The sequence below is a fragment of the Rhizobium sp. PRIMUS64 genome, assembly GCF_023006465.1.
Classification (GTDB): domain Bacteria; phylum Pseudomonadota; class Alphaproteobacteria; order Rhizobiales; family Rhizobiaceae; genus Rhizobium; species Rhizobium leguminosarum.
On the sequence record NZ_JALBGX010000115.1, the window covers coordinates 1 to 20,388 of the forward strand.

Consider the following 20,388-nt stretch of genomic DNA (forward strand, 5'->3'; position numbering starts at 1 on the left):
CTCGACCCGATGTTGCTGCGCTGGAGCATCACCATCATCGCCATCACCCTGCTCGCGCTTCTTGCATCCGGATGGCGCTACCATGGCGCCCCTTCTGCACCGCTCAGCAGCGGCGTCGGCCTGATCGCCGGGCTTTTCAGCGGCGCCGCACAGCTCGGCGGACCGCCGGTCGTCGCCTACTGGCTCGGCGGCAAGAGCGACTTCACGCGCGTCAGGGCGAATGTCGTGCTCTACTTCTCGATCTCGTCCGTTTTCAGCGCCATCAGCTATTATGTCGGCGGACTGTTCGTGCCTGCCGTCTTCGCGCTGACCGCCGTGATCCTGCCGAGTTATGCGGTCGGGCTCTACGGCGGCTCGAAACTGTTCGGGCTTGCCGAGGAGCGGACCTTCCGCATCGCCTGCTACATCCTGATAGCCGCCGCCGCGATCATCGGCATGCCGCTGCTCGATGGGGTATTGCGATAGATCCGCCCCGAGAAACCAGCTCGCTTCAATCGCGTTCGGCGATCATCGTCCCATGCGGATATTCGCCGTAAAAGCCGCGCCAATTGGCGACGGCGAAACCGAAAACCACCAGCGCACCGGCTTGGTGCAGCAGGCCCCAGTGAAGCGGCACCTGCATCAGCAGCGTGGCGATGCCGATCGCCGCCTGCAGCGTCACCAGCGCGAAGAGCAGGACGGCGCGGCGTGCATGGGTGGTCCAAGGTGCTGCGCGAAGGGCGATCACCATGTTGACCAGCGTCAATGCGAAGAGGGTATAGGCGCCGATGCGGTGGATGAACTGCACCGTCTTCGGGTTCTCGAAGGCATTGATCCAGAAGGGCTGCTGGATCAACAGATCGGAGGGGATGACGGCGCCATCCATCAGCGGCCAGGTATTGTAGGAAAAACCGGCGTCGAGCCCAGCCACCAGCGCGCCGAGATAGATCTGGAACAGCGCGAAAATGGCGATCGCGGCGGCAAAACCGCGCGAGCTTCGTGCCGGCGCCGGATCATCGGAATGTCTGGCGAGACCGCGCATGATCCACATGCAGCCGGCAAAGATCAGGCAGGCCATGACGAGATGCGTTGCCAGCCGGTACTGGCTGACGTCGGTGCGGACGGAAAGGCCCGAGGACACCATCCACCAACCGATAAAACCCTGCAGGCCACCGAGCGCCAGGATGCCGACGAGTGGCCAGCGCAGACGCTTTTCGATCCGCCCGGTCAGCCAGAAATAGATGAGCGGCAGCGCGAAGATCACGCCGATGCCGCGGGCGATCAGCCGGTGCGCCCATTCCCACCAGAAGATGCCTTTGAACTCATCGACGGTCATGGAATTGTTCAGCTGCTGAAATTCGGGAATGCGCTGGTAGAGGCGGAATTCCTCCTCCCATTCGGCAGCCGACAGCGGCGGAATGACGCCGTGGATCGGCTTCCATTCGGTGATCGACAGGCCGGAATTGGTCAGCCGCGTGGCGCCGCCGACGAGGACGAGACAGAAGAGCGCCAATAGCACGAAACCGAGCCAGAGACGCAAGGCGCGGCGGTCACGATTTTGCCTGCGCACTTCTCTCAGGATCGCCTGTTCCGTGGTCGGGTTTGCGACGGCCATGATATCTCCTTCTATCCGGCAGTTGATTTGCCCCACCGGCTCATGCAAAACAAGCCCCGAACCTTTGCGGCATGCCGTCGCGCCGGTTCGACCCATCCATTGCAAGAGATAGCCGATGCCCATCCGCCTCCGCAAATTTATCGGCACGATCCTGATCATCGTGCTCGTGCTCGTCTATGCGCTGGTGGCGAATACGATCGCGGTGGCAACGCTCGGCAACGCGCCCTGGTGGGGACACTTGCTCTACTTCCTGTTCACCGGCCTGCTTTGGGTGTTGCCGGCGATGGTGCTCATCAAATGGATGGCCGGGCCGCCGCAGAAGTAGGACCATTAACGGCCGAATAACCGTGATCCGCGGAAAACCTCGTCCATCGCGTGCGGTTAAACCAAATATACGTCTGGCGTACCTACCTTCCCGTTCAGCATTCTTGACCGGAGAAAACCGTGCAGACGCAAAAGCTCGATGTCCATGAACAGCCGTCCGACAAGGCGCTGGCCGAAGCGGCCATTTCGCGCTTGCGCCAGCTGAGCATGAAACTCGCCATGGCCGAAATCGACATCGAAGTCTTCGATACGATGCAGCCGCTGGAGGATGAGTGGCGGGCGCTGGAGCGCGACAATCTCCAGTCCCTGCATCAGAGCTACGACTGGTGCACCGCCTGGGTGAGCGCCTTCCAGCGGCCGCTTGCAATCCTCAAAGGCACCCATGCCGACCAGACGGCTTTCATTCTGCCGGTCGAAATCGTCAAGTCCCGGGGGCTCGCGGTCGCGAAGTTCATCGCAGCCGATCACAGCAACATCAATACCGGCCTGTTCTCCGAGAGTTTTGCAGAATGCGGCGGAACCATCGACGCCGGCAAATTCGCCAGCCAGCTTCAGCAGGCACTCAAGGGCCGGGCCGATCTGCTGCTGCTGCAGAACATTCCGCTGGAATGGCGCGGGCGACAGACCCCGCTCACGGGGCTGCCGATGGTGCAGAACCAGAATCATGCCTACCAGCTGCCGTTCCTTCCCACGTTCGAGGAAACGCTGAAGCAGCTCAACGCCAAGAACCGGCGCAAGAAATTCCGTGTGCAGTCGAAACGCCTCGAGGCGGCCGGCGGCTTCGAATACCTCATTCCCGGGACATCGGAAGAACAGCACCGCCTGCTCGATATCTTCTTCTGCCTGAAGAGCGCCCGCTTCGCCAGCCTCGGCCTGCCCGACGTCTTCGCCGACAGGGAAACGCAGACCTTCCTGCACGGCCTGCTCGACAAGCTGGATGACAGCAAGCAGTATTTCGGGCTGCAGATGCATGTACTCCGGCTCAAGGACGGGCATGAGGGTAAGATCGCAGCGATTTCAGGGATTTCGCGCAAGGGCGACCACATCATCTGCCAGTTCGGTGCGATCGATGAAGAACTCGTGCCGGATACGAGCCCCGGCGAATTCCTCTATTGGCAGACCATTTCGGGATTGCATGGCAAGGGCGTCGCGCTGTTTGATTTCGGCCTCGGCGACCAGACCTACAAGCGCTCCTGGGCGCCGGTCGAGACCCCACACTACGACGTGGTCCTGCCGGTCTCGCCGTTCGGTGTGGTCGCCGGCGCCGCGCACCGGATCGTCACCCGCGGCAAGGCGCATATCAAGGCGCGCCCGAAGCTCTATAAATTCGCCCAGGGCATCCGGGCACGGATCGGTTGACCGTTCAAGCTGCCCGGCCGAGCGTCTGCTCGGCCCCCTCGCCGCCTGACATCAGCACGACGCGCTCATAGCCTGCGGCCTGGAATTCCGTCATCAGTGCAACGAAAATGGTCTCCTCGACCTCAGGTAGCGAGAGGATGATCTCGACGTCCCGGCTGCGCGTCAGCCGCGAGACGCCAGCGACATCGGCCGAACCGCATTCGACCACCACGAGATCGTAGGCGGCGGCGAGCGCATCGAGCAGCAACGACAGCCGGTCGACACCGCGCATGGCGCGGCGCACGTCGCTCTGGCCTTGAGGGATGAGATGGCCATCGGAAAGGCGGTCGCCGTGGATCGTATCGCCGAATGCGGCCTCACCGCAAAGGAGATCGGTGACGCCGAGGGCGGCCTGGTCCTCGGCCATCAGTTCTGTGGGATAGCCGGAACCGGTCATGTCGATCAGGATGACGCGGCGGCCGGCGTCGGCGAGCATGCGGGTTAGCGAAACCGTCGCCGCCGAGCCATTGTCACCAGTCGGAGATATGGCGATTGCCAGCGGCGCGCGGCTGCCGGTGAGATAGTCTGCAACTGAGGCGACGGAGAATTCATTCTCGTCCTCTGGCGCCTCCTCGGCAGCCTCCGCGTCCTCGGTCGTATCCTCTTCGTCCGCGACAACGGCGAGCATGCTCGGCTGAACGGGTTTTCTGGCGGGAGTGGCAATCGGAGCAGCCTGCGGCACATGCTTCTCCTCGACGACCGCTTCTGCCTCGATTGCCTCCGGGGTCGCATCTGCTGGGCGGAGCGCCCGGCCGCTGAAGAGTTCGGTCAGCATAATGACGATGGCGCTCATGATCAGCGTCGCGACAGCAGCGACGACAACGATCGGCACCACCTTCGGGAAATAGGGATCGACCGGCTCAACAGCCCTGGAAACGATCCGCGCATCCGCAGGGCTCGAATTGCTGTCGGCACGGGAGGCGGCCTCGCGGTAGCGCACCAGATAGGTTTCGAGCAACTGACGCTGGGCGTTTGCCTCACGCTCCAGCGCATTGAGACCGACCTCGTCCTCACCGGCGCGCGCGCTAGTGGCCTGCACCGTCTCCGACTGTCGCTCGAGTTCGCTCGCCCTCAAATCCGCGACCTTGGACTCGTTCTCGATGCTTGCCAGGATCTTCTGCGTCTCCTGGCGGATCTGGGTGCGGATATCCGAGAGCTGAGCACGCAGGCTTTTCAGCCGTGGATGACTGTTGAGAAGGCTGGTCTGCAGATCGGAGATCTGTGATTGCAGGCCGGATTCCGTCCCCTTCAGCCGCTGGATCGCCTGTGAGGACATGATGTCGGGCAGCGTATCGAAGGCCTCGCCCGAAGACAGTGCGTTTCGCACCGCCTGCGCCCTCGCCTCAGCATTGGCCTTGTCGCCCCGCACGCGGGTCAGCTCGGCGGAGATATCGTTCAATTGCTGGGCCGGAAAAGTGGTCGTGCCGTTCGTCTGCAACAGCCCGTGCGACGTGCGGTATTCGGCGACCTTCTTCTCGGCTTCGCTGACCTTCCGGCGCAGGCCTTCGATCTCCGGCTCCAGCCAGCGGGTCGCCTCGGAATTGGAATCGAGCTTGGCGCCGCTCTGGGTCGAAAGGTAGACATTCGCCATGGCGTTCGGAATGGCGGCGGCGAGCTTCGGGTCCTTGGAGGTGAAATTGATGCCGATGACGCGTGAACCCGGCACCTGATAGACCTGCAGGCGCTCGACGAAGGCGTCGATGACGCGCTCTTCAGGCGGATTTTCCAGCGGGTTCTTCTTCAGGTGCAGCTTCACCAGGATACTGCTCATGGCCGAGCCGCTGGCGGCATCGTCGAATTCCGGCAGGTTATAGAGCTTCAGGTCGTTGATGACCCTCTTGAGGAGATCGGCCGATTGCAGAAGCTGCACCTGGCTGGCGATGTTCAGTTCATCCATCAGCGGACCGGCGCTGGCGTCATTGATCTGCTGCGTGCTGGCGAAGGCCGGCGCTCGGGGTTCGATGAGGATGCGTGTTTCGCTGCGATATTGCGGCGACATGATTTTGGCGCCGGCAAAGGCGACGCCCGCCCCCAGGAGGGTGATTGTCAAAATCCGCAGACGGCGCGCCCAGACCGCACGGACCAACTGGCCGAGGTCGATGTCCACATCCTGATCACGAGCTACGCCGGACATGCTCTTACTCCACAACAAAGGTGCCGTAAGCGTAAACGACCATGGTAACTCAACGGTTAATGGCGATCTCGCCGAAAAATGAGTGATGATCGATCGAGGAAACCAGGAAATTGCAAGCGCCCTTTACCGGGCATTAACCCTAACGGATCGATAACGACTGCACCGAGTTCATTTTTGTGAGCACAAGCGGATGTCTGTCGTCCAGCCCAAGATCCTTTTGGCCCTGAGCCTTGCAGCCATGATGGCAGCATTGGGCGGCTGCACGACGTACAAGCCGGCGCCGAAGGCCTTCAACGAGGCGACTATTCAGCCTTATACGCTGGACAGCGGCGATCGACTGCGCATCACCGTCTTCGACCAGCAGAGCCTTACCAACACCTATACGGTGGATCAGGCCGGCTATGTCGCCTTCCCGCTCATCGGCCAGGTCCCTGCCCGCGGCCGAACCCTGCAGCAACTCTCGGGACAGATAGCCCAGAAACTGCAGCAGGGCTATCTTCGCGATCCCGACGTCACCATCGATGTCGATCGCTATCGTTCGGTCTTCATCATGGGTGAAGTCGGCCAGCCCGGCCAGTATGCCTATGTTCCCGGCATGACAGTGCAGAATGCCATCGCGGTTGCCGGCGGCTTCACCAGCCGCGCCAACCAGCGCATGGTCGATGTCACGCGCAAGATCAATGGACAGGTGCTGACCGGCCGCATCAATATATCAGGGCCGATCATCGCAGGTGACACGATCTACGTTCGCGAACGGCTTTTCTGAGCGATGGAAAAACAGCAGCCGCTCCGCATCCTTCATTGCTTCAGGTCACCGGTCGGCGGAATTTTCCGCCATGTCCGCGATCTCGTCGAGGAGCACAGCAAGGCCGGCCATGAAATCGGCATCCTCTGCGACAGCTCGACCGGCGGCGAGTACGAGGACAGCCTGTTCGATGATATCCGTCCCTATCTCTCGCTCGGCCTGACACGCGTGCCAATCCGGCGTTCGATCAGCCCGTCCGACATTGCGACGATGTGGGACACATACAAGAAAATCAAAAGTTTGCGGCCGGATGTGCTGCACGGACACGGCGCCAAGGGCGGCGTGCTCGCGCGACTTGCCGGCTCAGCGTTGCGGGTGAACAGGTATCGCGTAGCCCGCCTCTATACCGCGCATGGCGGAAGCCTGCATTATTCGCGCTCCTCCCTCGGAGGACAGTTCGTCCTCAAGATGGAGCGCCTGCAGGAATATTTCACCGATGCGCTGGTCTTCATCTGCGAATATGAGCGCGATACCTACGCGCGCAAGGTCGGGCGGCCGCGGACGAAGACGAGACTGATCTACAACGGCATCGGCGAGCGCGATTTCGAGCCGATCCCGACCCGCTCGGATGCCGTGCATTTCATCTATGTGGGAATGCTGCGGGACCTCAAGGGTCCCGATCTGTTTGTCGATGCCTTCGCCAAAACGGAACGGCTGCTCGGCAGGCCACTGTCGGCGCTGATGATCGGCGACGGGCCGGATCGCGACCGCTACCGCGAAATGATGGTCGAACGCGGCCTTGGCAAACGCATCGGCATGCTGCCGGCAATGCGGGTCCACGAAGCCTTCTCCATGGCGCAGAACCTCGTCGTTCCCTCGCGCGCCGAAGCCATGCCCTACATCGTGCTCGAGGGGCTCGGCGCCGGCAAGACGATCATCGCAAGCCGTGTCGGCGGCATCCCCGAGGTGCTCGGCGCCGACAGCGCAGCCCTGGTGGAGCCCGGTAATTCCGACGATCTCGCCCGCGTCATGGCGGAAACGCTGAGCACGCCCGATTGGCACGCCAGGACGATGCCGAAGCCCGAGGCGGTGAAGGCGGTGTTTTCATCCGCCGTCATGGCACGCGATGTCCTGAAATTGTATCATGAGCTCGTCAACCCGGCTGCCAGCCAAGCAATGCCCGTCGCCTCGTAAATATTTCTTAGGGGCTTTCTGGTACTTCGCTTGCTGACAACGAGCGACGATGCCCCATGAACAAGCTGGCCCCATGAACAAGCTGGAAAAAGGCGATCAATTCGACGTCGAAGCGCTGCGCAAGCAGGTCTCCGACATCGAGGTGCGCGGCGACACGGGTGAGGAGAAGCCTTCCGACCCGACCGAAATCAACCCCTATGCCCGGCAGATTGCCGAACAGTTCCGCGACGGAACCAATTCGCCTGCCATCATCATCGGGCAATTGCGGCTGCTGGAATTCCTGGCGCTCTTCGCGATCGCCCTGATCGTCCACTATTTCTGGCCCGGCGACGGCAGCGATTCCCTGCTGATGCGGACCGGCATGGCGGCGATCGCTTCGGCCTTGACCGTCATCAGCCTGCAGCTTGCCGACACCTACACCATTCCCGCGCTTCGGGCGAAGCTGCGGCTGATGCCGCGCATCGTCGCCTCGTGGACATTCGCGCTTTTCCTCACAGTCGGGCTGTTCGCGCTCATTCGCGGCACCACATGGGCGATGGTCGACGCCTATATTCCATGGTTCGCCGCAGGCGCGCTCTTCCTTGCGGCCGAGCGTTTCCTCGTCGCCTACGGCATCCGCAACTGGGCGCGCAACGGCCTCATGGAACGCCGCGCCGTCATCGTCGGCGGCGGCGAGCCGGCCAAGGCCCTGATCCGCGTCCTCGAACAACAGGCCGACAACGACATCCGCATCTGCGGCATCTTCGACGACCGCGGCGAGAAGCGCTCGCCGATCATGGTCGCCGGTTATCCGAAACTCGGCACCGTGGCCGAACTCGTCGAATTCGTACGGCTGACGCGCATCGACATGCTGATCATCGCCCTGCCCCTGTCGGCCGAGGCCCGTATTTACGACCTTTTGAAGAAGCTCTGGGTTCTGCCGGTCGATATCCGCCTTGCCGCGCATGCCAACCGGCTGCGCTTCCGGCCGCGCGCCTATTCGCATGTCGGCTCGGTGCCGATGCTCGATATTTTCAAGAAGCCGATCCGCGACTGGGATTCCGTCGCCAAGCGCGGTTTCGACATCTTCTTCGCGCTCGTCGCGCTTGCGCTTCTCTGGCCGATCATGGTCGCGACCGCGATCGCCATCAAGGCGACATCGGAAGGCCCGGTCTTCTTCATGCAGAAGCGCCACGGCTTCAACAATGAAATCATCAACGTCTTCAAGTTCCGCTCGATGTACACCAACATGGCCGATCCCACGGGCAAGGCCGCGGTGACCAAGGGCGATCCGCGCGTCACCCGCGTCGGCCGCTTCATCCGAAAGACCTCGATCGATGAACTGCCGCAGCTCTTCAACGTGCTGAGAGGCGATCTCTCGCTGATCGGCCCACGCCCGCATGCCGTTCTCGCGCAGGCGCGCGACCGCGCCTTCGGCGACGTCGTCGAGGGTTATTTCGCCCGCCACCGCGTCAAGCCCGGCGTCACCGGCTGGGCACAGATCAACGGCTGGCGCGGCGAAGTGGACAATGACGAGAAGATCAAGTTCCGCACCGCTTACGACCTCTATTACATCGAGAACTGGTCGCTCTGGTTCGATCTCAAGATCCTGTTCCTGACGCCGATCCGGCTGCTCAACACGGAAAACGCCTATTGAGCGCGATCGAGGCGACATATTCCCGTGTCGCCCAGCCGCAGCGGATGACGCTGCGCCTGATCGGCTCGGCCTTTGTCGCCTTCGGCGTCTTCCTTTCCGGCTTCGTGATCGACGAGCCGGCGCCCTATGAACTCTGGATGGCGGGGCTGATCGGCCTCTGGTTCATCCTGGGCTTAAGGATTTCGCGCGGCGTGGCGCCGCTGCTCGCCCTTTTGCTTACTTTCAATATCGGCGGGATGCTGTCGCTGACGCAGATGAAGGACCTGGCGACGGGGCCGATGTATATCGCGGTGTCGACCTTCCTGGCGCTGACGGCAGTCTTCTACGCGGCGATCATCGAGGACAGCCACAAGCGGCTGCCGCTGATCTTCAACGCCTGGACCTTCGCCGCCGTCGCCACCTCAGCGCTCGGCATACTCGGCTATTTCCATGCCTTTCCGGGCGCGGAAGTCTTCACGCTCTACGACCGCGCCAAGGGCGCCTTCCAGGACCCCAACGTGTTCGGCCCCTTCCTGGTGCCGCCATCCCTTTATCTCATCCACGGCATCCTGGCCGGCGACCTGAAGAAATCGCCGCTGAAGGCCGCGGCCCTGCTCGTGCTTGCGCTCGGCATCTTCCTCTCCTTTTCCCGTGCCGCCTGGGGGCTCTTCGCGCTTGGCGTGGCGCTGCTGATCCTCATCATGCTGCTGAAGGAGCGCAGCGGCGCCTTTCGCTTGCGAGTCCTGGTCCTGTCGCTGGCGGCGATCATTATGTTGGTCGCCTCGCTCTTGGTGGCACTGCAGATCCCGAAGGTCGCCGAACTGTTTTCGGCGCGCGCCCAGTTGGTGCAGCAATATGACGGCGAACATCTCGGCCGTTTCGAGCGCCACCGGATCGGCTTCACCATGATGATGGAGCGCCCGTTCGGTATCGGCCCGCTGGTGTTCGGCACGATGTTTCCCGAAGACGAGCACAATATCTGGCTGAAATCGCTGACCACCTATGGCTGGCTGGGCTTCGTCAGCTATGTCGGCATGCTTCTCTGGACGCTGGCTCTCGGCTTTCGAAACCTGCTGCTCGACCGGCCGTGGCAACCCTTCCTGATGATCGCCTGGATCTCGGTTCTCGGCCATGCGACAATCGGCAACGTCATCGACATCGACCACTGGCGCCATGTCTATCTGCTGCTTGGCACGGTCTGGGGCTGCGCGGCACTGGAAGTGCGCCACAAGCGAAGAGTGAGGGGGGCGGTGTGAGGTCTTGCCGCCGACAGCATCGGCTGTCTATTTCGTCGCTCCCGCCGTCAGGCCGGCAATGAACCGTCGCTGGAAAACCAGATAAGTCACGATTAGCGGGAAAATCACGATCACCGCGCCGGCGGTCAGAACCGGCGTGTTGACGGTATAACGCCCTTGGAAAAACAGCATGCCGAGCGGCAGCGTCCGATAAGCGTCGTCATTGACCAGAATGAACGGAATGAGAAACTCGTTCCAGGTCCATATGAACAGAAACAGCGCCAGCGTCGACATTGCCGGCACCATGAGGGGGATAACGATCTTGCGCAGGATATAGAAGCGTCCGGCGCCATCGAGAACCGCCGCTTCGAGAACTTCTTCCGGCAGCTGCTGCATCGCGCTGGCGAGGAAGATCGTTGAGAATGGTATCGACATCGCGATCTGCGGCACAATCAGAGCCGCATAGGTATTGATCAGTCCGAGATACCGCATTTCATAATAAAGCGGGATGATGAAGGCTTCCGCCGGCACCATCATGCCGAGCGTCAGGATAGCGAACAGCGTACGCCGCAGCGGAAATGACAGGTATGCGAATGCAAAGCCGGTCAGCAGGCCCAAAAAGACACTTGCAGCGACGACGGGTATGACAACGATGATCGAATTCCAAAAGTAAATGTTGAAATGTCCGGCATTCCAGGCATCGACGTAATTTTCGAAATGTGGATACGCCGGCAACGCGAATGCACCCTGCAGAACGTCAGCCTTGCTCTTTATTGAGGTTAGAAGCAGAAGCAGGAAGGGGATGATCGTGACGAAAGCAAGAAGCCAGAGGACAATGCGGAGGAATAGCGGACCGGCCGAAATGTTAAATGAACGGCCCATCAAGCCACTCCTTTATGCTGCGATCCTACAAATCGGTGAATTGCATAGTTGATTACGAATGTGAGTATCGCGCCCACAATGGCGATGGCCGCTGCGGCGCCGAACCGATTAAGCTCGAAGCCGAGCTGATACATGTAGATATTCGGCACAAGCGTAGCGTTGGCTGGTCCACCCCGGGTCATTGTAAAAATCAGGTCGAAGCTTTTGATCGAGGCTATGACCGTCAGAAGCAAAACCACCCTTATTTCAGGCAATAGAAGCGGCAGCGTTATCCAGAAAAAGGTTTTTCGCGCCGAAGCGCCATCGACCTTGGCAGCGTCGAAAAGAGACGGGTCGATGCGCTGAATTCCGGTCAGGAAGATGACCATGCAAAAACCGAAGAAATACCATGTGGCAACGATCCCGACCGCGGGGAGCACAAAATTGAAATCGCCCAGCCACGGCAGCGCGAAGGCGCCCAACCCCACCGCTCTCAAAAACTGGTTGAACGGGCCAAAGGCAGGATTGTAGAGCCATGCCCAGATGATGCCCAACACGGCAGTCGGCATGATATAAGGCAAGAACAAGAAGGTCCGCAGGGCGAGTTGTTCGCGTTGCTTCAGGTTCCAGACGCAAGCAGCAAGAGCTATACCGAGCACGAGCGGCAGGACACAGTAGAAGATCATAAGCTCGGCATTGTTACGCAAGGCAATATAAAAACGACTGTCAGAAAAGAGATCGGCGTAATTGCCCAAACCAACCCACTTGGGCATGCTCAAGCCGTCCCAGCTGGTCAGGCTCAAACCCAAAGCCGCGAGGATCGGTCCAAAGACAAAAGCCGCGTAGAACAGCAATCCAGGCAATAAATAGATTAAATTGGTATGTTGCGAGCCATCAAGTGCGGAGCGTTTCATCCAGTACTCCATAAAGCCAAAGCTGTGATCATCGCGCAGCAAGCCGATCGCAGTGCTCATTTATTTGGATCGACGAGACTCAGGCCACGACCGCAGGGGACGGTCGTGACCAGCGCCCGCAGTCTTTATTTCTTATCCTTCAGGTACGCCTGATAATCCTTGTCCATGGCATCGACAAAGGCTTCGGGCGTGATATTGCCGGACAGAAGAAGCGGCGTGTTGTCGTCTATTGTCTTCAGCATCGTTGGGCTCGACCAATCGGGGTAATGGCCGAGAGCGTCGTTTGCGTTGAGTGTCTTCCACATTTCGATGCCGGAGCTGAGGAGCGGCGTGAGCTTTGGCTTTGCGTCAGCCGCGAGCGAAGTTGCCGGGAGATAGCCAGCATTGGCCCAGGTTTCCGCAGCCTTCTCTGAAACCATATAGTCGATATATGCGCCGGCTAGGTCCTGTGTTGGCTTAGTTTTGGCAAGGCTCGTTATCGCCCAGGCAAGATCCACACCCCCGACACTCATGGGCTTGGAAATGCCTTTCGGGGCGGGGATGGCCATGAAGCCGATATCCGGATTGTGTTGCATGTCACCGAAATACCAGGTCCCGGAGATAAGAAACGCGCCCTGTCCGGAAATGAAAAGCTGGACGGCGTCGTCACCCGAGATGCCTTCGAAACCAGGGAAAAAATAACCGCCCTGTGCCCACTGCTGCACGAGTTTGGCGGATTCGATGTTCCCCTTGGTGTTCCAGGAGCCGCCTCGGCCGTAGATCAGATCGTCAAGTTCGGCGCGATTGCTCGCGTCGATATGCGCTTGGTCGATGGCGCCGATCATATGCAGGGCCAGATGCTGCTTTGCCGAGCCCATCATGAAGGGCGGAACCCCCTTTTCCTTCAGCTTGTCGAGATCGGCCAGGAACTCCTCGAAGGTTTGCGGCAGCGCTACTCCTGCATCGGCGAGGATCTTTTTATTGTAGAAGAGGCCAACGATCTCGCCGAGGCCGGAGATGCCGTAGGTCTTACCGACCCCAAATTTTCCATCCTCCCAGCGGTCTCGAGCAAGCACGGAATCCGACTGGAGCTTATCCCAGCCATATTGTTTGATGTAGTCGTCGACCGGCAGGAGCAATCCTTCCTTGACCATCGCCCCCATGTCACCGGCACCTTGGTTGACCTTCGTGATGACAGGGCCATCACCCGCTGAAACCGCAAGCTTCAGCGTCAGCTTCATGTCATCAAAGGTGCGGGCAGTGCGTTTGATAGTGACGCCGGGATGGGCAGCTTCGAAGTCCTTGTTAAGCTGCTCTATGACCGCACTCTGGCCTTCATAGGTTTGGTCATCCCACACGGCCAGGTCGTCAGCGCGCGCGGCTGCCGAAAGGCCAAAACTCAGAAGCGCCGCGCCAGCAAGCGCGACAGCTGCTTTCAATCCGTATGCCGGCAGTATGCTGATCGATTTCACAGTTCTTTTCATCTGCTCCACCTCATCTGGTTTATTCTCCACTCTCCGCTCAGGCCTTGCGCCAAGCACCGGCCGAACGTTTTCTTCCCCCAGAGCTTTGCCTGGCTGGCGAATCTGAGGTAATCGTCAATGCATCCGCACCTCTCGCGACCTAAAATGACAAAGCGCCACGCAGGAGGTGGCAAAGTGATGGACACCAGCTGCTTCATCCGCCCCGCGATTGAAGCGGATATCGACGCCTTTTTCGACATCTGCCTGAAAACCGCGAATGGCGGTCATGATGCCAGCACGCTTTATAGCGACCCGCATCTGCCCGGCTACATCTGGTCGGTACCCTACCTCAAGTTCGCCCAAGACTTTGCCTTTGTTCTCGTTCAGGACGGCCAGCCGGTTGGCTACGTCGTGGGGGTACCGGACACCGGCGGGTTCGACAGAGACTTGCAGACAAACTGGTGGCCGTTCGTCCGCCAGCAGGTTGCGGGACTGGCACCCACCCGTCCGCGCGACGCCGACGTGATGGAACGAATTCAAAATCCGCGCAGCGGAACGGCGTGGCTTCAAGACCAGTATCCGGCGCATCTTCACATCAACATCCTTCCCGGACTTCAGGCAAGCGGTTGGGGACGCAGGATGATCGGCACGGAGCTTCAAGCGCTTCGAAGCCGCGGGGTCGGAGCCGTGCATCTCGGTGTCGACCCAAACAACGAACGCGCCAAAGGTTTCTACCGTCACCTTGGCTTTTCCGAATTCGAGCGCGATGGCTCCGTCGCCTTTGCTATGCGGATTGACCAGGCATTGGGTTGAAGTACTTCCTGGTTTCTGCGAGGCACGGCAAGGCCCTGTCTCGTAGGTATAAGGACCCTTGATTGGAGAAAATCTCACACGCCCAGAGCTGCCTGCTCCCCACAAGGCGAGATCAGCGTACCTATCTGGATGAACGTTCGCCTGAAGGCGTGGTGCCATCATCGGCAGTAGAACAGGTTGCTCGGCGGAAAGCTGTCCATCAATCGAGGGCTTCATCATGAGCAAATCCTCGGCAGCCAGGTTCAAGGAGTCGGGGGAACGCGAAAGAGGAAAGAGCTAGCTAAACCTAGCCTAATTCTTCTTCGGGCGATCTTGACGGGCGCACGGCTAACCAGACGATACGTATGGCGCATACTTCTACTCGACCCTCTTTATTTCATCGCGCATTTTCATCGCACGTTAATCTCAAGCCTACAGCTGGCCTCCCATTTGTCAAGGACATAGACAAATTACTTACTTCGATGTATTGAATTCCAGTTGGTCGCGATGATTGCCAACTCAATACCGCCCCCATTAAGTATGTGCTCCGAACTAATTGGACTGAGCTAGCCGGATGGCAATGACATCTTCTGTCGCACAGACTCCGATCGCACGAAAAATTTCAACCAATGCCGTCATCCGAACCGTGTTCGCGAACGGATCGATCTCTCGCGCCGATATTGCCAAGCTGACCGGCTTGTCAAAGCAGACGATTTCCGATGTCGTGCGCGACCTCGAGGATGACGGATGGCTGAAACCAGTCGGGCAGACTGATGGTCGCCCGGGCCGGAATGCGATCACCTATGAAATCAATGCCAGGGCGGGACTGGCCGTCTCTATCGATCTCGGGAGCACCAAGATTGCTGCGGCTATTTGCGATCTGTTAGGGAATGTGGTTGCTGAAACCAAAGTATCCACCGATCCGCGCGGCGGAATGCATCTCGTCAATCAGTTCAGTGATCTTATCGTGGAACTCGCACTTGCGGCCGGGACGACTGCCGACAAACTTCGTCTCGTCGTTCTCGGCAGTCCCGGTGTGCTCGATCCGGCCACCGGACATATCAACGTAGCGCCAAGCATCCCCGGCATCGACGCAATAAATCTGCGGCAAGTCTTCAGCGACAGAATGGGGATACCCGTGATCGTTGAAAATGACGTCAACCTGGCCGCGCAAGGGGAGAAATGGCGGGGACACGGTGTCGAAACCAGCAATTTTGCTTTCGTTGCTCTCGGCACGGGCGTCGGCATGGGCATCATCGCCAACGGAACTCTGTTGCGCGGCGCGCGTGGGGCGGCCGGTGAAATCGCCTATCTTCCGATCGGTGGAGATGCTTTTGATCCTGGTGGATTTACGCTTGGAACCTTTGAGAGTGCGGTCGGCAGCGTCGCTATGTTGCGCCGCTACGTCGGTTTCGGCGGGCGTAATGCATCCACCGTGGCCGATCTCTTCGCCGCGTTTAATGCGGGAGAAACAAGCGCCGTGGCCGCAATCGAAGAGACGGCAAGGCTGGTCGCAGTCGCCATTGCTGCGATCGGAGCGGCACTCGATCCTGAACTGGTAATCACCGGTGGCAGCATCGGCGCAAGACCGGAACTCGTAAACGCCATCCGCGGTTTCCTGCCGCGTTGCACACCTTATCCGCCGCGGATCGAGATCAGTCGCTTTGGGAACCGGGCCGCCCTCATGGGAGGAATGGGAATCGCGGTCGAGCGCATGCATGACGATCTATTTGGGGTAAAATTGAGGGAAGTTTGAAGAGTGTGTGCCTTAGGAAGCGAAACCGGCCAACGTGACAGCGCGGCCACTTGAGAAGCGCTGGAAATGCGCTAGATTTTTGATCATGATAACAGCAACGCAGATACGCGGCGCGCGCGCCATGATCGGAATGAGCATCGAAGAGCTCGCCGCCGCTAGCGGGCTGCCGGTCGAGACCGTGACAGCGCTGGAAAACGGCGAATTCGCGGGCGAGCCGCACGCGCTGTTCGATGTGCGCAGCACGCTCGAGGCGAACGGCATTATCTTCCTGTCGAGCGGCAATCAGGATGAAGGCGGCCCCGGCATCCGGTTACGCGCACGCAGTTCCAGCGATGACGGCATCCGACCGGAAAACCTCAACGCCGCCAACGACGACTGACGGAACCAATCGGTCGCCCGAGCGTTTTGCTGTCCCATAACATATCGGGGGCAATCTCTTGAATCGCAGCAATGGTCTCTACGTCATCATCGGCGTTCTTGTCGTCGCCGTCATCGGCCTCGGCGCCTATATTTTCCACGAGGAAAACAAGCCGCAGGGGATCGAGATGAGCATCGGTAAGAACGGTGTCTCGATCGAACAGAACTGATCTTCAAAGATAGGTTTTTGCAAGGTCGGCGAGTTTGCCGCCGTCCTTCACGCCCTGCCTGTAGAGCTGAATGATGACCGCACCAATCCGCTCGGCCTCCGGCGTCGTTTTGACGAGGCCGCGTTCATCGCAGACCTTGTCGAGCACTTGTGAAAGCAGATCGAGATCTTCCGAAAATAGCGGTAAATCATGCGGATGAATTGATGACCGTAACATCATGCCGCAATCCTCCGAGGGCAAACGCATCCACGCTTGGATCGCCGGCCGCCCTCCGCAACCGTCATGAAGTCATTATGCGCGAGGGCCTGAACTTTAGCAACTGCGCAAATTCCCGTGGGACAAAATTTGGAACAAAATTTTGTCCCACGCGTTGTGGCCGCGTTTTGTAGCAGGAATCCATGAGTGCAGATGTGAGTGAAAAACGCTTTCCCTCCCCCGTCCGGGTCGTTTCTCCAAACAGCAGCCTGATCGTTTCCACCGTCTGGGAGGCCGCCGAATATCTGAAACGGTGGCCGAGCAAGCGTGGGCGCGATTATCGAGTTGCGCGCCAGCACTGCCTGGATGCGCTCGACGGATTGTGCAGCCCGCGCGCAGCACAGACTTCCTTTATCACGGCAGCGAAAACGGCAGGATTGCTGGTGTAACAGGGGTTAGCTGTTGCGGCCGCCCGCGGCGACTCGTTGGGGATGGATGGAGCCTTCCATGATCACCTTGGCAGTAATCTCAATCACCCGCTCCTCGGCGAGTTCGGCAAGCGCGAGGGCGACATCGCCTTCCGACCAGCCGGCTTTGACGGCCTCGTCCGACAGTGCCTGGAACGCGCTGGCGAGGCTCTGCCTGCAAGTTAGATTGTGCTTCATATCCGCCATGCGCTCGACTAGGCTATCTGTGATCGGGATAATGTTAATCTACACATATTCGCGAGAATGCGAAGAGGTTTCAGATTTTTTTCAATCCAAAATTGGGTTGATAACTTCAAAACTGGGTATAGCCTTAACAAAAGGCAACAAATACCGCCTCCCCCACTGAGGGAGTACCAAAAAGAACTAAAGGATTTATTTGCGATGCACTCTCAAAGAGTATTTCATCGCCTTATTTATTTTAAATGGTCGACGCGGCCGGAGCCGATGCAGCGACCCCTTGGGCCACGAGAATGCGGAAAACCCGAATGCGGCCCGTTTTCAGCATCTTCTCGGCACCCTGTCAATCAGCTTCGGGATCCCGATGGAGCGGGCGTCGGGCGCGTTGGAGGATGTCGCGCGCAGTCGGTACAGCCAAACGGCGGGCGCTCCCTTAGCCTAAGTAGCCGCGAACGCCTTCGGTGTTAATCACCTTAATACCACAACGACACCACACTCCCGTCAAAGTCCGCCCTACCATTGCGGTGGCGGCTCACTTCTTCAGATTTTCAGGAGGTAAAATGTCTATCGAACTAGACGCGACTACCTATGTACACGCCAAGCCGGCGACAGCCCATTCCTATATTTTGCCGGCCGTTGTCGATGTTCTCGAGAACAGTTTCCAGGAGGCAAATGAAACGGCAGTCTTCGACCTCGGTTGTGGCACCGGCGGTGCTGCCGCCGTGCTTGCGGAAAAAGGCTATGACGTCGTCGGTGTCGATCCCTCCCAGGACGGCATCGCGAAAGCGAGAACGGCCCACCCTGATCTTTCGCTGGAAATCGGTTCCGGTTACGAAGATCTTTCCAGCCGGTATGGAACCTTCGATGCGGTCATCAGTCTCGAGGTGGTGGAGCATGTCTATGATCCCAAGGCCTTCTCGACCACCATTTACGATCTGGTGAAGCCTGGCGGCATCGCGGTCGTATCGACGCCTTTCCACGGCTACTGGAAAAATCTGGCTCTGGCCGTGAGCGGAAAGATGGACGACCATTTTATGCCCCTCAAGGACCATGGCCATATCAAATTCTGGTCTCCCGAAACGCTCAGCACGCTGCTGGTCGAAACTGGCTTCGAAGACGTCGAATTCGAATATGTCGGAAGAATTCCGTTGCTGGCGAAATCGATGATCGCGATCGCTCAGAAACCGCACTGAAGGCGGCCCCAAGGCCCGCCGCCGTTTGCAATGGCGGCGCTATAGCTCGCCTGCAACATGAACAAATGACATTGTCGTTCGGGACGTTCGGTTCCCGTTTCAGCATTTCTGCCTATGTCTCGTTCCGTTTCCGCCGCTAGCGGGACGCAAAAAAATGAGATTCTGACTGGGATTTCAAGGGGATAAATGGTCGGGGCGACTGGACTCGAACCAGCGACCCCTTGACCCCCAGTCAAGTGCGCTACCGGGCTGCGCTACGCCCCGACCTGCCGAAACGGCTTGCTTCGTTTAGTTTTTCAGCGCGTGCAATGCAAGCGGAAAAACTTCGCCTCCAACAAAAAGGAAGCGGTTTGCCTGAATGCTCAGATCGGGGCGAGCTTCAGCCGGCCTTCGGCGGTCTGGCGGGGCTGCCATGCCTGGTAGTTGGCGATCGAAAAATGCGGTGTTTCGAAAGGTGTGGCGTGGGTTTCGGTGATGACGGCAACACCGGCGCCGGCAGCTTCGCCGGCGAGAATGCCGGCGACCGCATCTTCGAAGACCAGGCATTTTTTCGGATCGACGCCGAGGCGGCTTGCGCCGAGCAGATATCCTTCGGGGCTGGGCTTGCCTGATTTGACCTCCTGGCCGCTGACGATGACCTTCGGCATCGGGATGCCGGCGGCGGCCATGCGGCGCCTGGCAAGCTCGATCGGCGCCGAAGTGACGATTGCCCACCTGCCCTCGGCGATGGCGGAGAGGAAGCGGACGGCGCCGGGGATCTCGACGATGCCGGAGACATCCTGCATTTCCTCGGCGAGCAGCAGATCCGCCTCGTGGGCCGGATCGACGCCGGGCAGGCCGAGCCCGCGGATAACGTCGGAGGCGCGGATGCCATGGATCGTCTTCAGGAAGACCTCCGGCTCGAAGCCGTGGCGTCTTGCCCATTCGCTCCAGACGCGTTCGACAACGGCAATGGAATTCAGCAGCGTTCCGTCCATATCGAAAAGGAAGGCATCGTAGGACCTGTCGAGGATGTCATGGAGAGCGGGCACGGGCGTTTCCTTGCGGGTCCACAGCGCGCCGCTCGTCTTTGAAGACGCGCAAAGGACGCTGGGACATTTTGAAGCTAAGCAGGCGAGTAACGGAGAGCGGCGGCAGCGTCAACGTCAGTCGTTGACGTCGGGATGCGTGACGTTTCTAACGTCGGCCAGACCGCGGGCAGCATCGCGGCTGCCAGTCGCAGCAGCGGCTTCGAAGATGCGGGTCGCATCGCCGTACATTTTGAGATTGAGATAGCAGTAGCCGCGCAGAACCATCAGGTCGATACGCTCCTGCTGCAGTTGGGCGCGCTGATCGAGGTAGATGAGGGTTTCGCGATAACGACCGGCGTCAAAGGCTGAAAGCGCACGGTCGGCGAGGATCGCCACCTGAAGCTCGGCGGCACGCTGGCGGTTTTGCGGCGCCTTGGTGGCTGCGACGGCGGCATTGCCGGAGAGGCCGGCGCGGAGATAAGCGAGGCTCTGGCCGTAGGCTGCGTCTTCACGGACCTTGCGGGCCGGGCTTCGCAATGCCGCCTCGAAGGCCGAGACTGCCTCCATCGGCCGGTTGATATCCATCAGGCACCAGCCGCGCGACAGCGCGTCGGCCGGGCTGAGCTGTCCCGCATCGATTGTCGTCGAGCAGCCGCGCGTCTGGCGCCGACCACGCGGAACGGTCATCGTCTCCATTGCCGGCCCCGCCGCGCGAACGACCACTTCCGACCCCG

At 59.7% G+C, this 20,388-nt stretch carries 21 protein-coding genes, 1 tRNA gene and 1 pseudogene; 13 read left to right on the plus strand and 10 right to left on the minus strand.

Going from position 1 to position 20,388, the window contains the following annotated elements:
* A partial coding sequence (locus MOV76_RS30440; protein WP_247265925.1) for a TSUP family transporter occupies positions 1-465 on the plus strand: 465 nt, incomplete at its 5' end.
* A 25-nt stretch (positions 466-490) separates the two neighbouring features.
* Here the strand turns inward: MOV76_RS30440 and MOV76_RS30445 are convergent.
* The gene (locus MOV76_RS30445; RefSeq protein ID WP_018447503.1) at positions 491-1,594 is read right to left on the minus strand and encodes a COX15/CtaA family protein; all 1,104 of its coding nucleotides are present in this window, start codon (positions 1,592-1,594) and stop codon (positions 491-493) included.
* A 115-nt stretch (positions 1,595-1,709) separates the two neighbouring features.
* Between MOV76_RS30445 and MOV76_RS30450 the strand changes: the two genes are divergently transcribed.
* Positions 1,710-1,919, plus strand: a complete 210-nt coding sequence (locus MOV76_RS30450) for a DUF2842 domain-containing protein (RefSeq protein ID WP_018241554.1) — start codon at positions 1,710-1,712, stop codon at positions 1,917-1,919.
* Positions 1,920-2,038: 119 nt separating this feature from the next.
* Positions 2,039-3,277 (plus strand): GNAT family N-acetyltransferase, encoded by a 1,239-nt coding sequence (locus MOV76_RS30455; protein WP_247265926.1) that lies wholly within the window; start codon positions 2,039-2,041, stop codon positions 3,275-3,277.
* Positions 3,278-3,281: 4 nt separating this feature from the next.
* Here the strand turns inward: MOV76_RS30455 and MOV76_RS30460 are convergent, their stop codons facing one another.
* A complete protein-coding gene (locus MOV76_RS30460) occupies positions 3,282-5,450 on the minus strand; it encodes a GumC family protein (RefSeq protein ID WP_247265927.1) in 2,169 nt (722 codons plus the stop codon).
* A gap of 190 nt (positions 5,451-5,640) precedes the next feature.
* Between MOV76_RS30460 and MOV76_RS30465 the strand changes: the two genes are divergently transcribed.
* The 4 genes from MOV76_RS30465 to MOV76_RS30480 all read left to right on the plus strand — a co-directional run bounded on the left by MOV76_RS30465 (position 5,641) and on the right by MOV76_RS30480 (position 10,260).
* Positions 5,641-6,216, plus strand: a complete 576-nt coding sequence (locus tag MOV76_RS30465) for a polysaccharide biosynthesis/export family protein (RefSeq protein WP_018241551.1) — start codon at positions 5,641-5,643, stop codon at positions 6,214-6,216.
* Positions 6,217-6,219: 3 nt separating this feature from the next.
* Positions 6,220-7,389, plus strand: coding sequence for a glycosyltransferase family 4 protein (locus tag MOV76_RS30470; RefSeq protein ID WP_018447500.1), 1,170 nt, complete (start codon positions 6,220-6,222; stop codon positions 7,387-7,389).
* A gap of 73 nt (positions 7,390-7,462) precedes the next feature.
* Positions 7,463-9,025, plus strand: a complete 1,563-nt coding sequence (locus MOV76_RS30475) for an undecaprenyl-phosphate glucose phosphotransferase (RefSeq protein WP_018447499.1) — start codon at positions 7,463-7,465, stop codon at positions 9,023-9,025.
* Entirely contained in the window at positions 9,022-10,260 is a 1,239-nt protein-coding gene (locus tag MOV76_RS30480; RefSeq protein ID WP_047621610.1) for an O-antigen ligase, read from the plus strand. Before MOV76_RS30475 ends, MOV76_RS30480 begins: the two co-directional genes overlap by 4 nt.
* 27 nt (positions 10,261-10,287) lie before the next feature.
* On the opposite strand, the gene MOV76_RS30485 is transcribed toward MOV76_RS30480, so the two are convergent.
* From MOV76_RS30485 to MOV76_RS30495, 3 genes are all read right to left on the minus strand, one after another.
* Positions 10,288-11,121, minus strand: coding sequence for a carbohydrate ABC transporter permease (locus tag MOV76_RS30485; RefSeq protein ID WP_018447497.1), 834 nt, complete (start codon positions 11,119-11,121; stop codon positions 10,288-10,290).
* Positions 11,121-12,014: a carbohydrate ABC transporter permease gene (locus tag MOV76_RS30490; RefSeq protein WP_247265929.1), complete on the minus strand. Its 894-nt coding sequence runs from the start codon at positions 12,012-12,014 to the stop codon at positions 11,121-11,123. Before MOV76_RS30490 ends, MOV76_RS30485 begins: the two co-directional genes overlap by 1 nt.
* A gap of 125 nt (positions 12,015-12,139) precedes the next feature.
* Entirely contained in the window at positions 12,140-13,477 is a 1,338-nt protein-coding gene (locus MOV76_RS30495) for an extracellular solute-binding protein (RefSeq protein ID WP_028733645.1), read from the minus strand.
* A 177-nt stretch (positions 13,478-13,654) separates the two neighbouring features.
* Here MOV76_RS30495 and MOV76_RS30500 point away from each other — a divergent pair, with 177 nt between their 5' ends.
* From MOV76_RS30500 to MOV76_RS30515, 4 genes are all read left to right on the plus strand, one after another.
* Positions 13,655-14,269 (plus strand): GNAT family N-acetyltransferase, encoded by a 615-nt coding sequence (locus MOV76_RS30500; protein ID WP_130718830.1) that lies wholly within the window; start codon positions 13,655-13,657, stop codon positions 14,267-14,269.
* Between the two features lie 553 nt (positions 14,270-14,822).
* Positions 14,823-16,004, plus strand: a complete 1,182-nt coding sequence (locus MOV76_RS30505) for an ROK family transcriptional regulator (RefSeq protein ID WP_130728968.1) — start codon at positions 14,823-14,825, stop codon at positions 16,002-16,004.
* Between the two features lie 85 nt (positions 16,005-16,089).
* Positions 16,090-16,383: a RodZ family helix-turn-helix domain-containing protein gene (locus tag MOV76_RS30510; protein WP_018241542.1), complete on the plus strand. Its 294-nt coding sequence runs from the start codon at positions 16,090-16,092 to the stop codon at positions 16,381-16,383.
* 58 nt (positions 16,384-16,441) lie between these two features.
* Positions 16,442-16,591 (plus strand): hypothetical protein, encoded by a 150-nt coding sequence (locus MOV76_RS30515; protein WP_018241541.1) that lies wholly within the window; start codon positions 16,442-16,444, stop codon positions 16,589-16,591.
* 3 nt (positions 16,592-16,594) lie between these two features.
* Here the strand turns inward: MOV76_RS30515 and MOV76_RS30520 are convergent, their stop codons facing one another.
* On the minus strand, positions 16,595-16,810 hold the full coding sequence (locus MOV76_RS30520) for a hypothetical protein (RefSeq protein ID WP_018069423.1): 216 nt from the start codon (positions 16,808-16,810) through the stop codon (positions 16,595-16,597).
* Positions 16,811-16,989: 179 nt separating this feature from the next.
* Here MOV76_RS30520 and MOV76_RS30525 point away from each other — a divergent pair, with 179 nt between their 5' ends.
* Positions 16,990-17,235: a DUF982 domain-containing protein gene (locus MOV76_RS30525; protein ID WP_018241540.1), complete on the plus strand. Its 246-nt coding sequence runs from the start codon at positions 16,990-16,992 to the stop codon at positions 17,233-17,235.
* A gap of 6 nt (positions 17,236-17,241) precedes the next feature.
* On the opposite strand, the gene MOV76_RS30530 is transcribed toward MOV76_RS30525, so the two are convergent.
* A complete protein-coding gene (locus tag MOV76_RS30530; RefSeq protein WP_018447490.1) occupies positions 17,242-17,460 on the minus strand; it encodes a hypothetical protein in 219 nt (72 codons plus the stop codon).
* A gap of 551 nt (positions 17,461-18,011) precedes the next feature.
* Between MOV76_RS30530 and MOV76_RS30535 the strand changes: the two genes are divergently transcribed.
* On the plus strand, positions 18,012-18,644 hold the full coding sequence (locus MOV76_RS30535) for a bifunctional 2-polyprenyl-6-hydroxyphenol methylase/3-demethylubiquinol 3-O-methyltransferase UbiG (RefSeq protein ID WP_018241538.1): 633 nt from the start codon (positions 18,012-18,014) through the stop codon (positions 18,642-18,644).
* A 187-nt stretch (positions 18,645-18,831) separates the two neighbouring features.
* Here MOV76_RS30535 and MOV76_RS30540 read toward each other — a convergent pair.
* The 3 genes and pseudogenes from MOV76_RS30540 to MOV76_RS30550 all read right to left on the minus strand — a co-directional run.
* Positions 18,832-18,908, minus strand: a tRNA-Pro gene (locus MOV76_RS30540).
* A 98-nt stretch (positions 18,909-19,006) separates the two neighbouring features.
* Entirely contained in the window at positions 19,007-19,675 is a 669-nt protein-coding gene (locus MOV76_RS30545; protein ID WP_247265928.1) for an HAD-IA family hydrolase, read from the minus strand.
* A 114-nt stretch (positions 19,676-19,789) separates the two neighbouring features.
* A pseudogene (locus tag MOV76_RS30550) lies at positions 19,790-20,388 on the minus strand (cellulose synthase); the annotation flags it as partial.